Below are 18,250 nucleotides of genomic sequence, written 5' to 3'. Positions count from 1 at the left end.
TTCATAACAACGTGGCTTAGACTGAAAACGACGACACAAAAAAACAAAGGCTGAATCAGTAATCAAACTGATCCAGCCTTATATCAACAAAAAGACAAGGAATTAACGCGCCGCAGCGTGCGACTCAAATAAGGGGATACCGCGCTGTATCCGCATTTGCATGTCTTCCAGAAAGGCCGCCGGACCGTAACCCAAGGTCTGGCCGTGCTGTTCGTAGAAGAAAGGACGATTGGTCTGCTGGCTGAACTTCATCATCCATTCCAGCTCACTCTTTTCCAGATCGCGTCCGCCGTAGGCCAGGCGATACGCCGGTTGTCCGCGCCAGGTGGTCTGCACGATGATGACACCGAGTTTGGTCGGCTTGAACTCATCCGGGAATGGACTGCCTTCGTCGACCCAGCCACAGATGAACTGACGGCAAGGCGAATCAGGGCGGGTTTCATAAATGGTGCAACCGCCATCTTTCACAAAGTGGCAACGCACACCAGGACGCATTTCGTGACCATAGATGGTCGACTTCAGCCAGCCGTCACAGCAGGCGGTGCAATCGCCGCATTCGCGACGTGCGCTGCTGTATGGTACGGGGCGTACTGGTGCTATTTGTATAACCTTGCCGCAGCATTTCTTGTATTTATTGCCGCTGCCACAAGGGCAAGGATCGTTTCTGCTCGGTTTCACTGCCTGAACTGCCTTTCATACGATGACCGGATGCTGCGGGGTACTCAACTTGCCTGCATGCATCCACGGTGTGACCTGTCGCGTAAAACGACTTGGATCCAGCCCTAGATTATGCACCACCCGACCATTTTCATGTGCGCGCTCAGCTATTTACCGTGCTTTCAGCCTCCTCTTCCTTGCGGTAAGCCATCCGATACAACAAAGGCAAGACCAGCAGCGTCAGTACAGTGGACGACAAAATGCCGCCTATCACCACGGTCGCCAGCGGACGCTGGACTTCTGCACCCGTTCCGGTCGCGATTGCCATAGGGACAAAACCGAGCGAAGCGACCAGCGCCGTCATCAGGACTGGCCTCAAGCGTGTCAACGCACCTTCACGCACAGCCGCCGCCAGCTTATGCCCGTCTTCGCGCAGGCTGCGGATGAAGGTAATCATCACCAGACCATTCAGTACCGCCACCCCGGACAGCGCAATGAAGCCAACTGCGGCGGATATCGATATCGGTATATCCCTTAGCCAGAGCGCGATGATGCCGCCAGTCAGCGCAAACGGTATGCCGCTAAAGACCAGCAAGCCATCCTTCATATTGCCGAACATGACGAACAGCAGTGTGAAGACCAAAGCCAGCGCGACCGGGATCACCAGTTGCAGGCGTTCGGTCGCGGATTGCAATTGCTCGAACTGACCACCCCAGCTGGTCCAGTAACCGGACGGGATTTTGACTTGCTGTGCGATCTGATCTTCGGCTTCCGAAACAAAGGAGCCGATATCCCGCCCTCGCACGTTGGCACTGACGACAATGCGACGCTTGCCGTTTTCGCGGCTGACCTGGTTCGGGCCTGGCGCCAGGTCCAGGGTCGCGACTTCAGACAGCGGAATAAAACTGGTACGCGTTGCGCCAGCCTGCTCACGTGGCAGCGGCAAAGGCAGGCGGCGTATCGCATCGAGGTCGTTACGCACGTTTTCAGGCAAACGCACCAGAATGTCGAAACGACGATCCCCCTGGAACAAGGTTCCCGCTTCCCGGCCCCCTATCGCAGTCGCTATCGTGTCCTGTACGTCAGCCACGTTCAAACCGTAACGTGCCGTCTTTTCACGATCGATGTTCACTGTCAGCATGGGCAAGCCGGTGGTTTGCTCGACCTTCACTTCTGCCGCTCCCGGTATCTTGCCCATGACGGTCGCAATCTTGGCCGCCGTATCGTTCAGCACATCCATATCATCGCCAAACAACTTGACCGCGACGTCACTACGCACGCCAGAGATCAATTCATTGAAACGCAATTGAATCGGTTGCGAGAATTCATAGTTATTGCCTGGAAGCTGGGCCGCAGTTTTTTGTATCGCCGCCAGCAATTCAGCGCGCGACTTCTTCGGTTCCGGCCATTCGCTTTCAGGCTTGATCATGACCAGGCCATCGGAAATGTTAGGCGGCATAGGATCAGATGCGATCTCAGCCGTACCTATGCGGGACACCACGCGCTGGATTTCCGGATGTGCTTTGGTCAATGCGGTTTCCAGTTGTTTCTGCATTTCTATCGACTGCGTCAGGCTGGTGCCAGGTATGCGTAGCGACTGGATCGCAATATCACCTTCATTCAGGTTAGGCACAAACTCGCTACCCATACGCGTGACCAGCAGCCCCGACAGCAAGACCAGCACAAAGGCAAAGGTCAGTACCACAGGTTTGTTACCCATCACGTAGTCGAGTGCCGGTGCATACCAGCGTTTGGCTGCATGCATCAGTGCGTTTTCCTTTTCCGCCACTTTGTCACCGATGAAGAGCGCCACCGCTGCAGGAATAAAGGTGATGGACAGTATCATCGCGCCGATCAGTGCAATGACGACCGTAAACGCCATCGGATGGAACATGCGACCTTCGACGCCACTGAGTGCAAAGATAGGCAGATACACCACCATGATGATCAGTTGACCGAAAATCAGCGGACGGCGCGCTTCCTTAGCTGCCGCAAAGACTTCAAGGAAGCGTTCGCTGCGATTCAATGAGCGCCCTGCTGCGGCCTGCGCATGTGCCAGCCGTCGCACACAGTTCTCGACAATCACGACCGCACCATCAACGATGATGCCGAAGTCCAGCGCACCCAGGCTCATCAGGTTGGCGCTGACCTTGTAGGTCACCATGCCGCTGAAGGTAAACAGCATCGACAACGGAATCACCATCGCCGTAATCAAAGCGGCGCGGAAGTTGCCAAGGAAGAGGAAGAGCACCACGATCACCAGGATCGCGCCTTCCAACAGGTTCTTCTTCACGGTATTGATGGCTTTATCAACCAGTACGGTGCGGTCGTAGACCGTCACTGCATGCACGCCTTCCGGTAGCGTGCGATTGATCTCCACCATCTTCTTGTCCACCGCTTGGGAGACGGTACGACTGTTCTGCCCGATCAGCATGAAGACCGTGCCCAGCACCACTTCCCTGCCATTCTCGGTGGCCGCGCCAGTACGCAGTTCGCGCCCTATCTCCACTTCGCCGACATCACGGATGCGGATAGGTACGCCCTGCACATTGCCGAGGATGATATTGCCGATGTCGGCTATCGACTGCACCTGACCTGGCGTACGTATCAGCAATTGCTCGCCACGCTTTTCGATATAGCCTGCGCCGACGTTGCCGTTATTGCGTTCCAGCGCGGTGATGATGTCCTGCAGGTTCAGGCCATATGAGGCCAGACGTTCAGCCACTGGTGCAACCTGGTACTCCTTGGCGTAACCACCGATGGAGTTGATTTCAGTAACACCCGGGACGTTGCGCAGTTGCGGTTTGATGATCCAGTCCTGGATCTCACGCAAGTCCATAGGTGTATAAGGCGAACCATCCGCTTTCTTTGCGCCTTCCTTGGCCTCTACCGTCCACAGGTAAATTTCGCCGAGGCCGGTCGAGATAGGACCCATGCGTGGTGTTACACCTGTCGGCAGATACTCGCGTGCTTCCTGTAGCCGCTCACTGATCATCTGGCGTGCGAAGTAGATATCAGTGCCGTCTTCAAAAATGACCGTGATTTGCGACAGGCCGTAGCGCGACAGCGAGCGTGTCTGCTTCAGGTGCGGCAAACCGGCCATCACTGTTTCCAGCGGATAGGTCACCCTTTGCTCGGTTTCCAGCGGTGAATAGCCGGATGCCTCGGTATTGATCTGTACCTGTACGTTGGTAATGTCAGGTACCGCATCGATAGGCAGCTTTTGATAGTTGTAGATGCCGAGCGCAGCCATACCTACCACAGCCAGCATGATCAGCCAGCGCTGCTCGATGGCAAAGCGTATTAAACGTTCAAACATGATGAAGGCTCCTTCGCATCAATGCGAGTGCTCGGCGCTGGCTTTACCCAGTTCCGATTTGATGACGAAGCTGCCGCTGGCGGCGTATTCGCTACCGGCTTTCAGGCCTTTGACTATTTCTATGCGCTTGCCGTCGCTGCGGCCGGTCGTGACGTCCTGAGCGACAAAGCCATCCGCAACCTTGACGAAGATCACCGATTTGTCGTTGATGGTTTGTATCGCGTCCGCCGCAACTGCTATCGGCACCTGTACTTCATTCGATACGATTTCCACATTCACAAACAGACCCGGACGCCAGGTGCCTTGCGGATTAGGCAGGGTTACACGTGCATTGGCAGTACGCGTCTGTACACCAAGCAAGGAGCCGACATAGGCGATGGTGCCGGTGGCGCTGGATTCAAATGCACTGGCTTTTACCGTGACTTTTTCACCGACACGTACGACGTTCAGGTCCTTGGCAGGCACAGCGATATCGGCCCATACAGTGCTCAGGTCAGACAAGGTAAACACGTTGGTATCTTCCTTCACCGCCTCACCCAGCGAGATGTGCTTTTCTACAACTATGCCGTCGAAGGGGGCGCGTATTTCATAACGATTGGATGCGCCTGCTGACCCGGCATCGGCACCGAGCGCGGCCAGTTTCTGACGTGCGTTTTGTACGGCGATTTCAGTTTCATGCAGTACTTGTTGCGCTTGCAGGTAATCCTGTTCGGCCGAGATTTTCTCTTGCCACAATTTCTTTTCACGCTCAAAAGTCAGCTTGGCCAGGCCCAGGCGCTTTTGTGCGGCAAACAGTTCACTGCGTTGTTCCGACAAACCGGTGCTGGCGATGACGGCCAATACCTGCCCTTTCTTGACTTGCTGGCCAAGGTTGGCTGGCACGCTTTGCACGACACCGGCGAGACGCGGCACGACGTGCGCGGTGCGGTCTTCATTGAACTGGATCTCACCTGGCAGGACCAGCGCAGTCTTGATGTGCGCGCCATCGGCTACCTGCAGGCTGATCCCGGCCGCCTTGATTTGCGCATCAGTCAGGACGATTTTATTTTCTTCGTCATGCCCTTTTGTCTCGGCTTTCGGCTTTTCCTCATGGTGCTCGCCATCAGCGTGCTTGTCTGCATCAGCATGGTCTTTCTTTTCGGCCTTGCCCTCGGCATGATGTTCGGTATCGCCATGACTGTCTGCATGACCGTGTCCGTCACCGCCAGCGCTGTTTTTACCCGGCCACAGTATCAGGCCAGCCAATAAGATACCGATGGCGACGATGATGGCGATAGCTGTGCTTTGTTTTTTGTTCAGATTGATTTTCATGATGTCGTCTTATGGCTTGTTAGCGTTCAGGGGCTCACCGATGATGCGATCGATCTCGGCGGCAGCGCTGTGGGCTTCTGATAAGGTGCGCAGGTATTGCGACCTGGCTTGCAACAATGTGCGTTGTGCATCCAGCACATCAAGGAAATTGAATTTACCGAATTCAAAACCAGTCGTCGCGGCATCGTAAGCGCTCTGCGCTCCTGGCAGGATGTCGCGCTGCAAGGTATCGGCTTCGGTACGCGTGGTATTCAGGCGTTCATAGGCTTGCGCCAATTCACCATCGAGGCGAATTTCGGTGGCGTTCAACTCATCTCGCGCCTTATCGACACGACGCAAGGCTTCCAGGATGTTGCCCTGGTTGCGGTCAAACATAGGGAAAGGGATCGATAAGCCGACCACTGCCTGGTTGCCCGCGTCACCATTTTTTTTCACCCCCATGCTGACGGTGACATCGGGTATGCGGCGGCTCTTCTCGACTTCGGCTACCGCCTGCAGGCGCTCCAGCTCATGCCGTGCGCGTGTCAGCAATGGCGACTGATTCAGGCGCGCATTCAATTCCGGCCACTGCGGCAAGGCAGGCAGGGTTTCCACATTGCCTTGTGCCTGCTGGAAGTGTGGCACAGGATTACCCCAGGTTGCCGCCAGGCGTTTGCGTGCAATTACCAGTTCGCTTTTGGCCTGGCTCAGCTCCAGCCGCACGTTGGCTTCCGCTACGCGCGCCTTGGTTTCTTCGACTGGCGACACTTTCCCGGCGGTGACCCGACGCGATGCGACCAAAGTGCCGCGTTGCGCCAGCTGCAGCGATGCCTCAGCCAGACGCAGGCGCTCTTGTGCATTCAGGACATTGAAGAAAGCGGTAATGACGACGGCGCGTATTTCCGCCCGCTTGCTATTCAGATCGGCATACGCGGTGTCATAGGCCCGGCTGGCCGCATTGATACGTGCCGCACGCTTGCCACCGAGCTCTATCGGCTGGTTCACCTGCCAGGTGGTGGTACGGGTGTCGCGCTGCGCGCCTTCCAGCTGCACCGAGACCTCGGGATTGGGGATCAGCCCGGCTTGTTTGATGGTCGCATCGATAGCAGCCGCTTCATTGCGTGCGGCTGATAAATCTGCATTGCCGTCCAGCGCCATGCGCAGCGCGGCTTCGAGGGTAATGCCTTCAGGTGGCTCCACGATACGGTTTGCGGTAATGCCGCTCGCAACCGGTTCGTAAATAGTGCTTTGTGCAAATGCGGGCAGCGATACAAACGCAGCTATGCCCAGCGGCAATAAATACCTGTACATCGAATTCTCCTGTGGATGGGAAAAGAATTCGACGGGACGTCAGTGTATGTGAAAACTAAGGATAGTCCCGTCGAGTCAGGCGACGGGATGCCGATCAGGCCTACGGGGCCCGTCCGGTATATGCGAGGAATAAAGCGGAGGATGCAACTCGGTATGCACGGTAGCTACCGGCGGCATGGCCGGCGGTAATTGCGACAGGAACAAGCCCTGGCTATCCGGATGATGGAAATCTTTGTGGACTTTCAGCGACTGCGGGTTGTCGCCTGGCAGTTCGGTATCTTCCTGATGCTTGTGATGACCGAAGTGCGCACCTGCTGTGGCATTCTCATGCTGGCAATAGGCAGCTGCCGCGGCCCAGGTGAACTGGAGCGGCAGAGCTAACAGCATCAGAATGATCAGCAGTTTTTTCACGGTCTGAATCATAACATCGTTTTATTTCAGAAATATACAGTGCCGCTTAAACCGCACGCAGCAGGCGCAAACCGTTGAAAACAACCAACAGGCTGGCACCCATATCGGCAAACACAGCCATCCACAAGGTCGCTTCGCCACCCAGTGCCAATGCCAGGAATACGGCTTTGATGCCCAGCGCCAGCGTGATGTTTTGCATCAGTACGCTATGTGTCTTTTTGCTGAGGGCAATGAAATCAGCCAGTTTGCCCAAGTTGTCATCCATCAGCGCGACGTCGGCGGTTTCCAGTGCAGTATCAGTACCGGCAGCTCCCATCGCAAAGCCTATATCCGCTTTGGCCAGGGCTGGCGCGTCATTGATACCGTCACCGACCATGCCGACATAAGCATAGCGATCACGCAATTCATTAATCGCCGCCAGCTTATCGTCAGGCAACTGATTGCCCCGCACATCACTGATACCGACCTTGCTGCCTATCGCTTCCGCAGTATGTGGATTGTCGCCGGTCAGCATCACGACTTGCACACCCATCTGCTGTAACTTGGCTACTGCCGCCTGGCTGCTATCCCGTATGGTGTCGGCTGCGGCCAATATCAATAAAGGTGAAGCACTGGAGCCCAACACCACCGCCGTTTTACCGGTTTGTTCAAATGCATCCAGCGCTGCCTCCAGTTCGGGACCACAAATGCCGAGTTCATGGATCAAACGATGGTTGCCGAGGTAATAGGCATCACCATTTATCATGCCGCGCACGCCACGTCCGGTCAGCGCTTCAAAGTCGCTGACTTCAAACAAGGAGATGCTGTTTTGCTGTTCCTGCCAGTGCGCCACGACCGCTGAAGACACTGGATGATCCGAACGTTGTGCCAGACTGGCTGCCAGGCGCAGCATCGCATGCAAATCACCTTCCTTGATCTGCTGGGTATCGGTGACGAGCGGCTTGCCGACTGTGATGGTACCGGTCTTATCCAGCGCCACCGCTTTCAGCTTGCGACCAAGCTCCAGATAAACGCCGCCCTTGATCAGGATGCCGTGACGTGCCGCAGCCGCCAGCCCGCTCACTACCGTGACCGGAGTCGAGATGACCAATGCACATGGACAGGCGATCACCAGCAGCACCAATGCTTTATACAACCACGGCTGGAATGGCTGCGCCAGCAGCAATGGCGGCAGCAACGCCACCAGTATTGCCAGCAGCACTACGATGGGGATGTAGTAACGCGCAAACTGATCGACGAAACGTTGCGTAGGTGCACGCTCGCCCTGCACTTGTTGCACGCTCTTAATGATGCGCGCCAAGGTCGAGTTCGATTGCAGCGCGGTCACACGATAATCAAAGGTGCCAAGTTCATTGATGGTTCCGGCAAATACGGTGTCACCACTTTGCTTGGCCACCGGCATGCTTTCACCTGTAATCGGCGCCTGATTCACTGTGCTTAGGCCATCCACGATGATGCCGTCCAGCGGCACGCGCTCACCCGGTTTGACGCGCACCAATGCATCCAGCTGTACCTGCGCGGCACTGATGGCTAGCCATTCGTTGCTTTCATTGCGCACGGTCGCCATTTCCGGCGCCATCGCCATCAGCCCCTGGATCGCATTGCGCGCACGATCCAGCGACAAGGCCTCTATCATCTCTGCCGCCGCGAACAGGAAGATGACGACTGCAGCTTCCGGCCACTGCCCTATCAGCACTGCACCTATTACGGCCAGCGACATCAGGAAGTTCATGTTCAGCGAAAAATGACGCAAGGCGATCCAGCCTTTTCTCAGCGTATCCAGGCCACCAGTCAAAATCGCTGTCAGCGCCAGTGCAATCACCAGCCACGAGGTTTCATTGCCAGACGTCCAAGCGACCACTTCAGAACCGATTGCCGTTACACCAGAGATCGCCATTAAGGTCCACTTCAATGGCGATATACGATAGTCGCCGGACAATTCGGTTTGGTCAGCCAGGCCCTCGCGCGTCAGGTTTTGTGTATCGGATTTAACGACCGGATCGAGATCGAGTTTTTTCAGGGCGGCAACGATTTCTGCTACCGAAGGCAGATTGTGATGCACGGTGAGTTCACGTTGCATCAGGTTGAATTCCATCGCAACGATGCCCGCCATCTTGCTAAAGCGATCACGGATCAGCTTTTCTTCGGTCGGGCAATCCATTTTCTGGATCAGCAGCACGGCCTGCGCTGCGCCGCTGGCGACGATTGCTGGGTGTACCGCAGCTGGCGCATGAGCGTGCTCATGTGTATTGCCGCCGTGCTTATGGTCATGGTCACAACAGTGCATAAATTCTCCTTGCAAAGCGCTAGATGCGTCACTATTGTATGCATTAGAAACCCTGTAGTGACTATAGGGTCAAGCACTTATTTGAATAAGCGTGACGATGCGGGAATATTTCTGTCGGAAGGTATGCAAATGACACAGCAAGCGATGAAAATCGGCGAATTGGCGCTGCAAACCGGTTCTTCGGTAGAAACCATACGGTATTACGAACAACAGAACCTGTTGCCGCAAGCCTTGCGCTCAGCCAGCAACTACCGCTTGTATGGCGATGCGCACGTCAAACGCCTGCAATTCATCCGTCATTGCCGTTCACTGGACATGACGCTGGATGAAATCCGCACCCTGCTCAGCTTCCGCGATACGCCGGAAGAAAACTGCGCAGGCGTCAACACTTTGCTGGATAAGCATATAGAACACGTTTCCCATCGCATCAAGGAATTGAAAGTCCTGCAAACGGAGTTAAAACAATTGCGCAGCCGCTGTATGACGATACAGACGGTAGAGGAATGCGGAATCTTGCAGGGATTGGCAAATGCGGAAGATAGTGAACCGAAAAACCTGGGTACACATGGTGGCGGATGCCATTGAAACTCCGTCCCGCTCGCATGATCGGGACGGATGACAACAATCAAATTATTTTGCTGCTTCGACCGACAAGGCTTCACCTTCGAGATAGGTGATTTCAACCTGGTCGCCGACTTTCACTTTGGACAGTACCTTAGGATCTTTCACCTTCAGTGTGCGGGTTTCGTTGACGCCCCGCAAAGTGATCTTGCCTTTCTTTTTATCGACAGCTGTCACATCAGCGACAACCTGCACCTGACGTGCGACGACCACACCTGGTTTTTCACCCGGCTTTGATACGCCTGCACCTTCGGTTTCGGTACGCTCACGTATGCCGTCACCTTTTTTCTTCAGCTCCAGCAGCACGGCTTCACCGACGCGATACACAACCTGATCACCAGCCTTGATCTGGTCGAAGTTTTTCACGCCTTTGCCGACCTGCACCACGACTGTTTCGCCATTCGCACGCTGCACCGTCATCAGGCGCGCAGCCTGATCGACAGAGGTAATCGTGCCGCGCGTAGTAAGGGTTTCACCAACGCCCAGGCTGCCCGGCTTTTTCACCACCCTGACTTCACCTGTAGCAGGTGCTGCTGCCTTGTCCTGCGCGATAGCCACATGGCCTACGCTGCTGGCTGCCAGCAATGTGATGCCGATTAAACGTTTCATCATAGAGTTCCCCTGAAGTTGAACGAATCAGACAGTTGCTTCGAGTGCTTACTGCTTACCTGCTTTATCCCACTTCCACTTGCCACCCACTTTACAAAAGACAACGTCGTGAGTGCTATGCAGGGTCAGGTGACGATTCTCGACTTTCGCCAGACGACAATCGGCACGTCCTTGCGGATCTTTGGCAGGCGTGATGCTGCCGCTATTTGATGCTTTAGGATTTTCCCAGGTGACGGTCTTGCCGTCTTCCGCTGTATCGAGTGCCTGATACAGGGTTTTGAACATCAGGTCGGTATCAGCCTTTTTGAACTTGCTGATAGGTGTGTCTTGCAGGAATCTCAGATTGGACTGCGCATAAACGGAAGATACAGCCGCAGTCATCAACATACCGGCAACCAGTAATCGCTTCATATTTGCTCCCTTTAGTAATGATGTTGTCGAAAAATAGCGATCTATCGTGCAAACACATAGCTGTACGGGTAGATAGTCCGTACGGCTACTATCTCAGTCTGGTGGGTCTATTCTACTCAAGTAATGATTTAATTGTTAAATAATAAATCACAACTGTTTACTCATCGTGCTTGAGCGCATTGATTTTTATACGGCATTTACGTTTCTGCTCCCATTTTTTTAGAAATTTTTTACATGTTGATGACTAAGCTGACGGTCAGGTTGACGGCTGCAATATGCACGCACATCAATTCACTGTATTCACCATCAAACTGAAAGGCAGCATGAAAAAATTAATCCTGGCCGCCGCCATCACAGCAAGCGTCAGCGGCAACATGGCACGCGCAGAAGACAGCAAACCGGACAACGAAGTCAGCTTCAACGCAGCAGTCGTTTCCGACTATCGCTATCGCGGCATTTCGCAGACCCGCTTACAAGCTGCACTACAAGGCGGTGCTGACTACGTACACAATCCCAGCGGCTTTTACGCAGGCACCTGGTTATCGACGATCAAATGGGTCAAGGATGGCGGCGGTAGCGGTGATGTAGAAGTCGATATCTATGGAGGCAAGCGTGGTGAACTGAGCAAGGACATTGCTTACGACCTCGGCGTGCTGACCTATGTCTATCCGTCGAATGGTTTGCGTCCGAACGCCAATACCACTGAAGTCTATGGCCAGCTTTCCTACGGTCCTGCATACATCAAGTACTCGCATGCGCTAACCAACCTGTTTGGTTTCGTCGACAGCAAAAACAGTGGCTACCTGGACATAGGTGCCAACATCGACATCAGCAATGGTTACATCCTCAACCTGCATGCCGGTCACCAAAAAGTTGCAGGTGATAACGCGGGCATCAGTAACGACAGACTTAGCTATACCGACTGGAAGCTGGGCGTCACCAAGGATTTCGGCATATTCACGGGTGCGTTCGCCGTAGTCGGCACCGATGCTGACAAATCGGCTTACGCCTCGCCAGTCAACTGCAAATTCATGGGCAAGAATGCTGTCCTGCTCTCCATCAGCAAAACCTTCTGATAAGCTAGCTTGCCGCCCATGCACAGCGGCAAGCCGCACCGACAGCAGGAACTGCCGACCGGCAAATGGAGTCTTAGTATTAGCTTGGTAATACTGACTTGCTACTCATTGCCGTGGTCGGCGCGCTTCCTCGCTCTGCAAGTGTCGTCAGCTGTTACAGTCGGTAACAAGACCGGGTCAACTGCCGCTTGTCGACAGCCGTTTTTGATCTATCAAGACTGAGTACGCACACGCCGAATACGCAAATGCGCCCCCAAATAGCTGACAGGTGCACAACATGAAAGCTGGCAAACCTACTTTTACTACCGTCGTCTCGTCTTCGCTGATCATCAGCCTGCTTACGCTGGCCGGTTGCAATAAAGCGCAAGACAACAAGGCCACAGATCCCGTCGCCACGACACCGCAAGCTCCGACCGCACCTGCGTACACACCGCCAACTGCCGAACAGCTTACGCAAATGGTGGCGCCGGTCGCCCTGTTCCCTGACAAATTACTCGCGCAAGTCCTCGCGGGAGCACAGTATCCGGATCAGATTACTGCTGCCAATCTATGGCTGACACAAAACCCGGCGCTGAAAGGCCAGGCGCTGCAGGATGCCGCCAATCAGCAACCGTGGGATGTCAGCGTTAAATCGCTGACCGCCTTCCCCGCTGTAATGAGCCAGATGGCCAACAACATCCAGTGGACGACTGCGCTCGGTATGGCCTACGCGAATGCACCGAATGACGTAATGAATGCGGTACAAACCATGCGCCAGCGCGCCCAGCAATCCGGTAATCTGAAAAATAATAGCCTGATGAAAGTGACTTCCAGCCCGCGTCTGGCACCACCACCTGAGTATGCTGATGACGCCCGTTACTATTCAGTACCGCCACCACCGCAAACCATCATCATCGAATCGGCACAAGCTGATGTCGTGTATGTGCCGGATTACAACCCTGCACTGGTCTATGGCGCGCCCATACCGGTTTATCCCAACTACGTCTATCATCCGGGCTATGGCGGCAACCTCATCGCTGGCAGCATCATCTCCTTCGGGGTCGGAGTCATCGTTGGCTCTGCTCTCAGCCATCAAGGCTGGGGCTGGCATTCCTGGGGTATGAACTGGGGTGGCCACGGCCCAGGTTATGGACCTGACTACGGCCCCAACCACGGCTGGGTACGTCCTGCAGTGACCTATAACAACACGGTCTATGCGCCCCGCTCCAGCATCACGATTAACCGCAACTACGATACGCGCATCACGACCAATCATTTCGGTGGCGTTAACCAACCACCACTGGGTGGCAACGTGCATAACAACGGTAATGACAATCGCCCGAATTTCGGCAATCCGAACGTCGCTGGCAATCAGAACCAACATCGTCCACCACCAAACAATGGTGTCATGACCATGCCGCACTTCTCCCCGGCTGACCAGCATTCTGGTGCACGCCCAGCCGCACCTGTACCACAATTCCATGCAGACCGCGCTGCTCCATCTGCCCCTGCAAGGGATGTGCAAGCACGACCAACTGAGCGCAAGCAGGACAATCGTCCTCGTTCGGAAAGAGGTGAACGAGTGACTTCCACCGGCATGGAGGATGCGTCGTCGCGCCACACCTTATCCAGCACAGGTAGGCCACAGAACATTCCAGAGCGTGCTCCGGATCGCATAGATAACCGTGCACCAAGCAGCTTGCGTTCCGGTGACGTGCAGCACAGCGGCATCAACCAGCGACATGAAGAATTCAGGCAGCAATCACGTCCTGAAACACGTTCCTATAATCAACCGGCTGCACCACAAATGCAGGCTCAGCCGCAAATGCATCAACAAATGCAGCAACAGCCGCAGCATTCGCAAGCACCACAGTTCCGCCCGACGCCACAACCGCAACTGGCACATCCACAAGAACCACGTCCGCCACAGCATGTGCAGCAACAGGAGCGGCCGCAACAACATGTACAAGAGCGCCCACGTTCATCTCCCAGACTGGAAGAACGCCACGAAGGCAGATAAGCATCCGCCGATGCCCAGGCCAGTCGACTATCGGCCTGGGTACACGGGACGGCTGTTATCATGATGGCTGTCGAATCACTGCCTGTATTTCCATATGAATCATCCATCTGCCAACTGGCAAACACACTTCATCCAATTGGCCACCGATGCTGCTGGTGATGATGGTGCGCACGACATCAATCATCTGCATCGCGTCTGGCACACCGCCGAAACGTTACTAAAAGATCATCCGGAGGCAGATGCGCTGGTGGTGCAGGCAGCATGCTATCTGCATGACCTGGTGAACCTGCCGAAGAACGATCCGCAACGTCATCTGGCATCGCGCCAGGCGGCTGAACTCGCGTGTCGTGAATTGACCGCGATGAACTTTCCTGCTGACAAACTTCCGGCACTGGCGCATGCGATAGAAGCGCATAGCTTCTCTGCTGCGATTACACCGACCACGATAGAAGCACGCATCGTGCAGGATGCGGACAGGCTGGACGCACTGGGTGCGGTTGGATTGGCGCGTTTGTTTTACATCGCTGGACGAATGGGGAGCGAGCTGGCGCATCCGGATGATGCTTTGGGTACGCAACGGGAGCTTGATGATAAGCGCTATGCGTTAGATCATATACAGGTGAAACTGGCTACGCTGCCTGCGAGTATGCAGACTGAGGCTGGGAAACGGCTGGGACAGCAGCGACTGGAATGGTTGTACGAGTTTCGGGGGACTTTTCTGCAGGAGTGGAGCGGGAGTTGATGCCAATGCATCAAAAGCAATAAGCCTATATGTCGGAGTGACTACCACGACTCATAAAGGCTGCAGCAAACGATACCCAACTGCGGTCTCAGTCAGCAAATATCTGGGCTGCGCCGGATCATCCTCCAGCTTCTGCCTTAAATGCCCCATGTATATCCGCAAGTAATGCCCGCTCTCCGAGTGCGAAGGCCCCCACACTTCCCGCAGTAACTGCGGATTCGTCACAACACGCCCGGCATTTGCCACCAGCACACTCAGCAAGCGATATTCAGTCGGCGTCAGATGTACCATCTGGCTTGCCTTGGTCACCAGTCGCGCATTCAGATCAACTTTGACGTCGCCGAAGGTGAAGCTACCCTGTGCATCGCCATCTACCCGTCTATGTCGCCGTATCGTCGAACGTACCCGCGCCAACAATTCACCAACGCCGAAAGGTTTAATCAGGTAATCATCAGCACCGGCATCCAGCGCCTTAATTTTGTCGCTTTCGCTGACACGTGCCGACAACACGATGATGGGTACCGGTGACCATGTGCGTATGTCCGCGATGAAGTCCATGCCGTCGCCATCCGGCAAGCCAAGGTCGAGGATGATGAGATTGGGCTTGCGGGTACCTGCATCGATGAGGCCGCGCTTCATGGTTTCTGCTTCATACACATGCCAGCCCTCTTCCTCCATCGCTGCGCGTACGAAGCGACGGATTTGCGGTTCGTCTTCTACCAGCAATGCTATCGGGACTGATTCGCTCATGGTCTTTGATTGGTGATTTCACCTTCATCCATGTCCGGCATGGCTGGAGGTGTGCCCAAAGGCAGTGTAAAGGTAATGGCAGCACCACCTTGCGGTGCATGCCCGCCTCGGATAGTACCCTGATGCGCTTCTATGATGGCACGACAAATCGCCAGACCGAGACCGACTCCAGGCGTTGCAGATTCGCGTTCACCGCGCGTGAATTTTTCAAAAATAACTTCTTCCTGTCCGGGTGGCAAGCCAGGGCCATTGTCATAGACAGCGACACTCAAGTACTGCCCGTTGGTTTCAGCGGCTATCGTAATCTGCGAACCGGGTGGCGTATATTTGCTGGCGTTTTCCAATAAATTACACAGCACACGTTCTATCAGCACAGCATCAAAATTCACCAAAGGCAGATCAGCCGCCAGTCTGGTCACTACCTGATGCTTGCCCAGTAAGGACTGCACGGCACGCAGTGAACTGCCGACCACTTCTTCAAACTGTTGCCACTGTAGATTCAGTTTGACCTCGCCGCTTTGGATGCGCGCCATGTCCAGCAGATTGGTGACCAGATTCCCCATACGCAACGCTTCTTCATGCAAGGCATGTGCCAGTTCCTGCTGTGCGTCGGCCAGTTCAGGCTTGGATCTGGTCAGCGATTCGGACAGGCCGACCAGTGCTGTCAAAGGAGTACGCAAGTCGTGCGATATCGCTGCCAGCAAGGAGTTGCGCAAGCGTTCGGACTCCATGCGCAGCAAGGCATCTTGCGCGACTTCGATGTAATGCACCCGCTCCAGTGCGATCGCAGCCAACGCGGCAAAGGTATCCAGCTGCCTGCGTTGCTCGGGAACCAGCATCCAGCGACGGTTGTCCGGTTTGATCGCCAGCACACCGCGTGTGCGCATAGGTGCAACCAGCGGCAGGTAAAAGTAGGCACTGGCCGGCAAGGTATCGGTGCCCATGCCTGCCGGTGTGGCGTGATCAAATGCCCATTGCGCGATACCAAGGTCTATTTCATGGTCTTGCGTTGTTTGCAGCCGTGCCTCGTCATTCGGCAGCAGCAATATCGCCCGGGCACGGAAGGTGCGCTGGATAAAATTTTGCGTGGTTTCAAAGACCTGCTCGGCCTGCAAGGCGCTCGATAACTCGCGGGCGAATTCATACAAAGCCCGCGCCCGCCCTTCGCGCTGCGCTGCTATCCTGGCCTGGAAGCGCAAGCCTGAAGTCAGTTGTCCGACGATCAGGCCGACCACCAGCAGGACGGAGAATGTGACCAGATACTGCACATCGCTGACAGCGAAGGAAAAACGCGGTGAAACGAAGAAGAAATCAAATACCGCCACGCTGAGGAAGGCCGCCAGCACCGCAGGTCCGCGCCCGAAGCGTACAGCAATCAAGACTTCCGCCAGCAGGAACAACATGACGATGTTCGCCAGATCCAGATGCGGCATCATAGGCGTCGTCACCAGCGCAGTCAGGATGCAGATCGCCACCGTCCATACATAAGGCAGGTACGGCGATTTTCCACTTGCTGCTGCCTCGTCATCCTGCGCGGTAGCTTTGGCAGTAGTTTTATCGGCAACGCTGGCACGTTCCTGCCGTTCACCGGTTTCTATCAGATCTATATCGGGGGCATAGTTGGCGATGCGTTGCGCATGCGGTTTGCGCCATGGCCAGCGGCTGTGATTGCGACCAAGGATGATGCGCGAGAAGTTGTGATTGCGCGCATAGCTGACTATCTCATGCGCGATATCGCTGCCTGGTAAAACCGCCGTGGTCGCACCCAGATCCTGCGCCAGCTTCAGCGTCTTCAGGATACGCTCGCGTTCTGTCGGTGCCAGTCGCTGTAATTCTGGTGTCTCTACATAGACTGCATGCCACTGCGCATTCAACTGGCTAGCCAGCTGTGCGGTACTGCGGATCACATGTTCGGCACCGGCACGCGGCCCTATGCAGGCGAGTAAATCGGAATCGGTTTTCCATACTGCATTGATGGATTTCTCAACGCGGTAAGCCTGTACATCATCTTCTATCCTATCCGCAGTGCGACGCAAGGCCAGTTCGCGCAAGGCAATCAGATTCCCTTTGCGGAAGAAGTTACGCGATGCGCGCTCGGCTTGCTGCGGCTGATAGACCTTGCCTTCCTTGAGTCGCGTCAGCAAGTCATCGGCCGGAATATCTACCAATACAATTTCATCTGCCTGGTCAAATACGGTATCCGGCAAGGTTTCCGCCACCCGTATGCCAGTTATCCCGCCTATGACGTCATTCAGGCTTTCCAGATGCTGGACATTGACCGCTGTGAACACGTCTATGCCTGCGCCAAGCAGTTCTTCTACATCCTGCCAACGTTTGGGATGGCGCGAACCCGGCGCATTGGAATGGGCCAGTTCATCAACCAGGATTAATGCTGGTTTGCGTGCCAGCGCTGCGTCGATATCGAATTCGGCTATGGTTTTGTCGCGATACGGAATCTCTTTGCGCGGCAGGACTTCCAGTCCATCCAGCAAGGCGGCGGTTTCCTTGCGCCCGTGGGTTTCCACCAAGCCGACCACGACATCGCGCTTTTCCGCCTGCATGCTGCGGGCGGCGTTCAACATTGAGTAGGTCTTGCCTACCCCGGCCGACGCACCGAAATAAATCCGTAGCTTGCCGCGCGAGGCGCGCCTGTCCTGCGCCTGCATTTGCGCGAGCAAGGTGTCAGGATCGGGGCGTTGGTGTTCGCTGGATGGCATGTAAGGTCGGGCTGTGATGTGACATCGATTGTGACACATTCGGATGCTGC

At 55.2% G+C, this 18,250-nt stretch carries 14 protein-coding genes; 4 read left to right on the top strand and 10 right to left on the bottom strand.

Features of this window, described 5'->3' with window-relative positions; all coding sequences use genetic code 11:
- Nucleotides 1-102 precede the first annotated feature (102 nt).
- From IXC47_RS19385 to IXC47_RS13715, 6 genes are all read right to left on the bottom strand, one after another.
- Nucleotides 103-678 carry an SEC-C metal-binding domain-containing protein gene (locus IXC47_RS19385; RefSeq protein WP_217703453.1) on the bottom strand — a complete coding sequence of 192 codons (576 nt, stop codon included), beginning with the start codon at nucleotides 676-678 and terminating at the stop codon, nucleotides 103-105.
- Nucleotides 679-820: 142 nt separating this feature from the next.
- Entirely contained in the window at nucleotides 821-3,976 is a 3,156-nt protein-coding gene (locus tag IXC47_RS13735; protein ID WP_175625912.1) for a CusA/CzcA family heavy metal efflux RND transporter, read from the bottom strand.
- An 18-nt stretch (nucleotides 3,977-3,994) separates the two neighbouring features.
- Nucleotides 3,995-5,287 carry an efflux RND transporter periplasmic adaptor subunit gene (locus IXC47_RS13730; RefSeq protein ID WP_230089559.1) on the bottom strand — a complete coding sequence of 431 codons (1,293 nt, stop codon included), beginning with the start codon at nucleotides 5,285-5,287 and terminating at the stop codon, nucleotides 3,995-3,997.
- 9 nt (nucleotides 5,288-5,296) lie between these two features.
- On the bottom strand, nucleotides 5,297-6,577 hold the full coding sequence (locus IXC47_RS13725) for a TolC family protein (protein ID WP_195875970.1): 1,281 nt from the start codon (nucleotides 6,575-6,577) through the stop codon (nucleotides 5,297-5,299).
- A gap of 75 nt (nucleotides 6,578-6,652) precedes the next feature.
- The gene (locus tag IXC47_RS13720) at nucleotides 6,653-6,988 is read right to left on the bottom strand and encodes a cobalt-zinc-cadmium resistance protein (protein ID WP_326838405.1); all 336 of its coding nucleotides are present in this window, start codon (nucleotides 6,986-6,988) and stop codon (nucleotides 6,653-6,655) included.
- A 46-nt stretch (nucleotides 6,989-7,034) separates the two neighbouring features.
- Nucleotides 7,035-9,275: a heavy metal translocating P-type ATPase gene (locus tag IXC47_RS13715; RefSeq protein WP_195875968.1), complete on the bottom strand. Its 2,241-nt coding sequence runs from the start codon at nucleotides 9,273-9,275 to the stop codon at nucleotides 7,035-7,037.
- Between the two features lie 129 nt (nucleotides 9,276-9,404).
- On the opposite strand from IXC47_RS13715, the gene cadR reads away from it, so the two are divergent.
- Nucleotides 9,405-9,860, top strand: coding sequence for a Cd(II)/Pb(II)-responsive transcriptional regulator (gene cadR / locus IXC47_RS13710; RefSeq protein WP_195875982.1), 456 nt, complete (start codon nucleotides 9,405-9,407; stop codon nucleotides 9,858-9,860).
- Between the two features lie 45 nt (nucleotides 9,861-9,905).
- Here the strand turns inward: cadR and IXC47_RS13705 are convergent, their stop codons facing one another.
- Nucleotides 9,906-10,508, bottom strand: a complete 603-nt coding sequence (locus IXC47_RS13705) for a hypothetical protein (protein WP_175625908.1) — start codon at nucleotides 10,506-10,508, stop codon at nucleotides 9,906-9,908.
- 45 nt (nucleotides 10,509-10,553) lie between these two features.
- Entirely contained in the window at nucleotides 10,554-10,916 is a 363-nt protein-coding gene (locus IXC47_RS13700; RefSeq protein WP_175625907.1) for a hypothetical protein, read from the bottom strand.
- A 323-nt stretch (nucleotides 10,917-11,239) separates the two neighbouring features.
- Between IXC47_RS13700 and IXC47_RS13695 the strand changes: the two genes are divergently transcribed.
- The 3 genes from IXC47_RS13695 (at nucleotide 11,240) to IXC47_RS13685 (ending at nucleotide 14,733) form a co-directional block, all read left to right on the top strand.
- On the top strand, nucleotides 11,240-11,992 hold the full coding sequence (locus IXC47_RS13695; protein ID WP_195875967.1) for a TorF family putative porin: 753 nt from the start codon (nucleotides 11,240-11,242) through the stop codon (nucleotides 11,990-11,992).
- A 277-nt stretch (nucleotides 11,993-12,269) separates the two neighbouring features.
- Complete coding sequence (locus tag IXC47_RS13690; RefSeq protein ID WP_195875966.1) at nucleotides 12,270-13,991, top strand: DUF3300 domain-containing protein; 1,722 nt, start codon at nucleotides 12,270-12,272, stop codon at nucleotides 13,989-13,991.
- A 94-nt stretch (nucleotides 13,992-14,085) separates the two neighbouring features.
- Nucleotides 14,086-14,733, top strand: a complete 648-nt coding sequence (locus IXC47_RS13685) for an HD domain-containing protein (RefSeq protein ID WP_195875965.1) — start codon at nucleotides 14,086-14,088, stop codon at nucleotides 14,731-14,733.
- 51 nt (nucleotides 14,734-14,784) lie between these two features.
- Here IXC47_RS13685 and kdpE read toward each other — a convergent pair whose 3' ends face one another.
- Nucleotides 14,785-15,483 carry a two-component system response regulator KdpE gene (kdpE, locus tag IXC47_RS13680; RefSeq protein ID WP_195875964.1) on the bottom strand — a complete coding sequence of 233 codons (699 nt, stop codon included), beginning with the start codon at nucleotides 15,481-15,483 and terminating at the stop codon, nucleotides 14,785-14,787.
- Nucleotides 15,480-18,200, bottom strand: coding sequence for a two-component system sensor histidine kinase KdpD (kdpD, locus tag IXC47_RS13675; protein ID WP_195875963.1), 2,721 nt, complete (start codon nucleotides 18,198-18,200; stop codon nucleotides 15,480-15,482). The genes kdpE and kdpD overlap by 4 nt, the downstream gene beginning before the upstream one ends.
- Between the last annotated feature and the right edge of the window lie 50 nt (nucleotides 18,201-18,250).

It is taken from the genome of Herminiimonas contaminans (assembly GCF_015645465.1).
In the GTDB taxonomy this organism is placed as follows: domain Bacteria; phylum Pseudomonadota; class Gammaproteobacteria; order Burkholderiales; family Burkholderiaceae_D; genus Oxalicibacterium; species Oxalicibacterium contaminans.
The sequence above is the reverse complement of the archived record's forward strand: the minus strand, read 5'-3'. Positions and strand labels throughout refer to the sequence as shown.

Coding starts and splice junctions, on each gene's coding strand:
- IXC47_RS13700 (WP_175625907.1), bottom strand. CDS start 10,916: ATGAAGCGATTACTGGTTGCCGGTATGTTGATGACTGCGGCTGTATCT.
- IXC47_RS13725 (WP_195875970.1), bottom strand. CDS start 6,577: ATGTACAGGTATTTATTGCCGCTGGGCATAGCTGCGTTTGTATCGCTG.
- IXC47_RS13715 (WP_195875968.1), bottom strand. CDS start 9,275: ATGCACTGTTGTGACCATGACCATAAGCACGGCGGCAATACACATGAG.
- IXC47_RS13690 (WP_195875966.1), top strand. CDS start 12,270: ATGAAAGCTGGCAAACCTACTTTTACTACCGTCGTCTCGTCTTCGCTG.
- IXC47_RS13705 (WP_175625908.1), bottom strand. CDS start 10,508: ATGATGAAACGTTTAATCGGCATCACATTGCTGGCAGCCAGCAGCGTA.
- kdpE (WP_195875964.1), bottom strand. CDS start 15,483: ATGAGCGAATCAGTCCCGATAGCATTGCTGGTAGAAGACGAACCGCAA.
- IXC47_RS13695 (WP_195875967.1), top strand. CDS start 11,240: ATGAAAAAATTAATCCTGGCCGCCGCCATCACAGCAAGCGTCAGCGGC.
- kdpD (WP_195875963.1), bottom strand. CDS start 18,200: ATGCCATCCAGCGAACACCAACGCCCCGATCCTGACACCTTGCTCGCG.
- cadR (WP_195875982.1), top strand. CDS start 9,405: ATGACACAGCAAGCGATGAAAATCGGCGAATTGGCGCTGCAAACCGGT.
- IXC47_RS13685 (WP_195875965.1), top strand. CDS start 14,086: ATGAATCATCCATCTGCCAACTGGCAAACACACTTCATCCAATTGGCC.
- IXC47_RS13730 (WP_230089559.1), bottom strand. CDS start 5,287: ATGAAAATCAATCTGAACAAAAAACAAAGCACAGCTATCGCCATCATC.
- IXC47_RS13735 (WP_175625912.1), bottom strand. CDS start 3,976: ATGTTTGAACGTTTAATACGCTTTGCCATCGAGCAGCGCTGGCTGATC.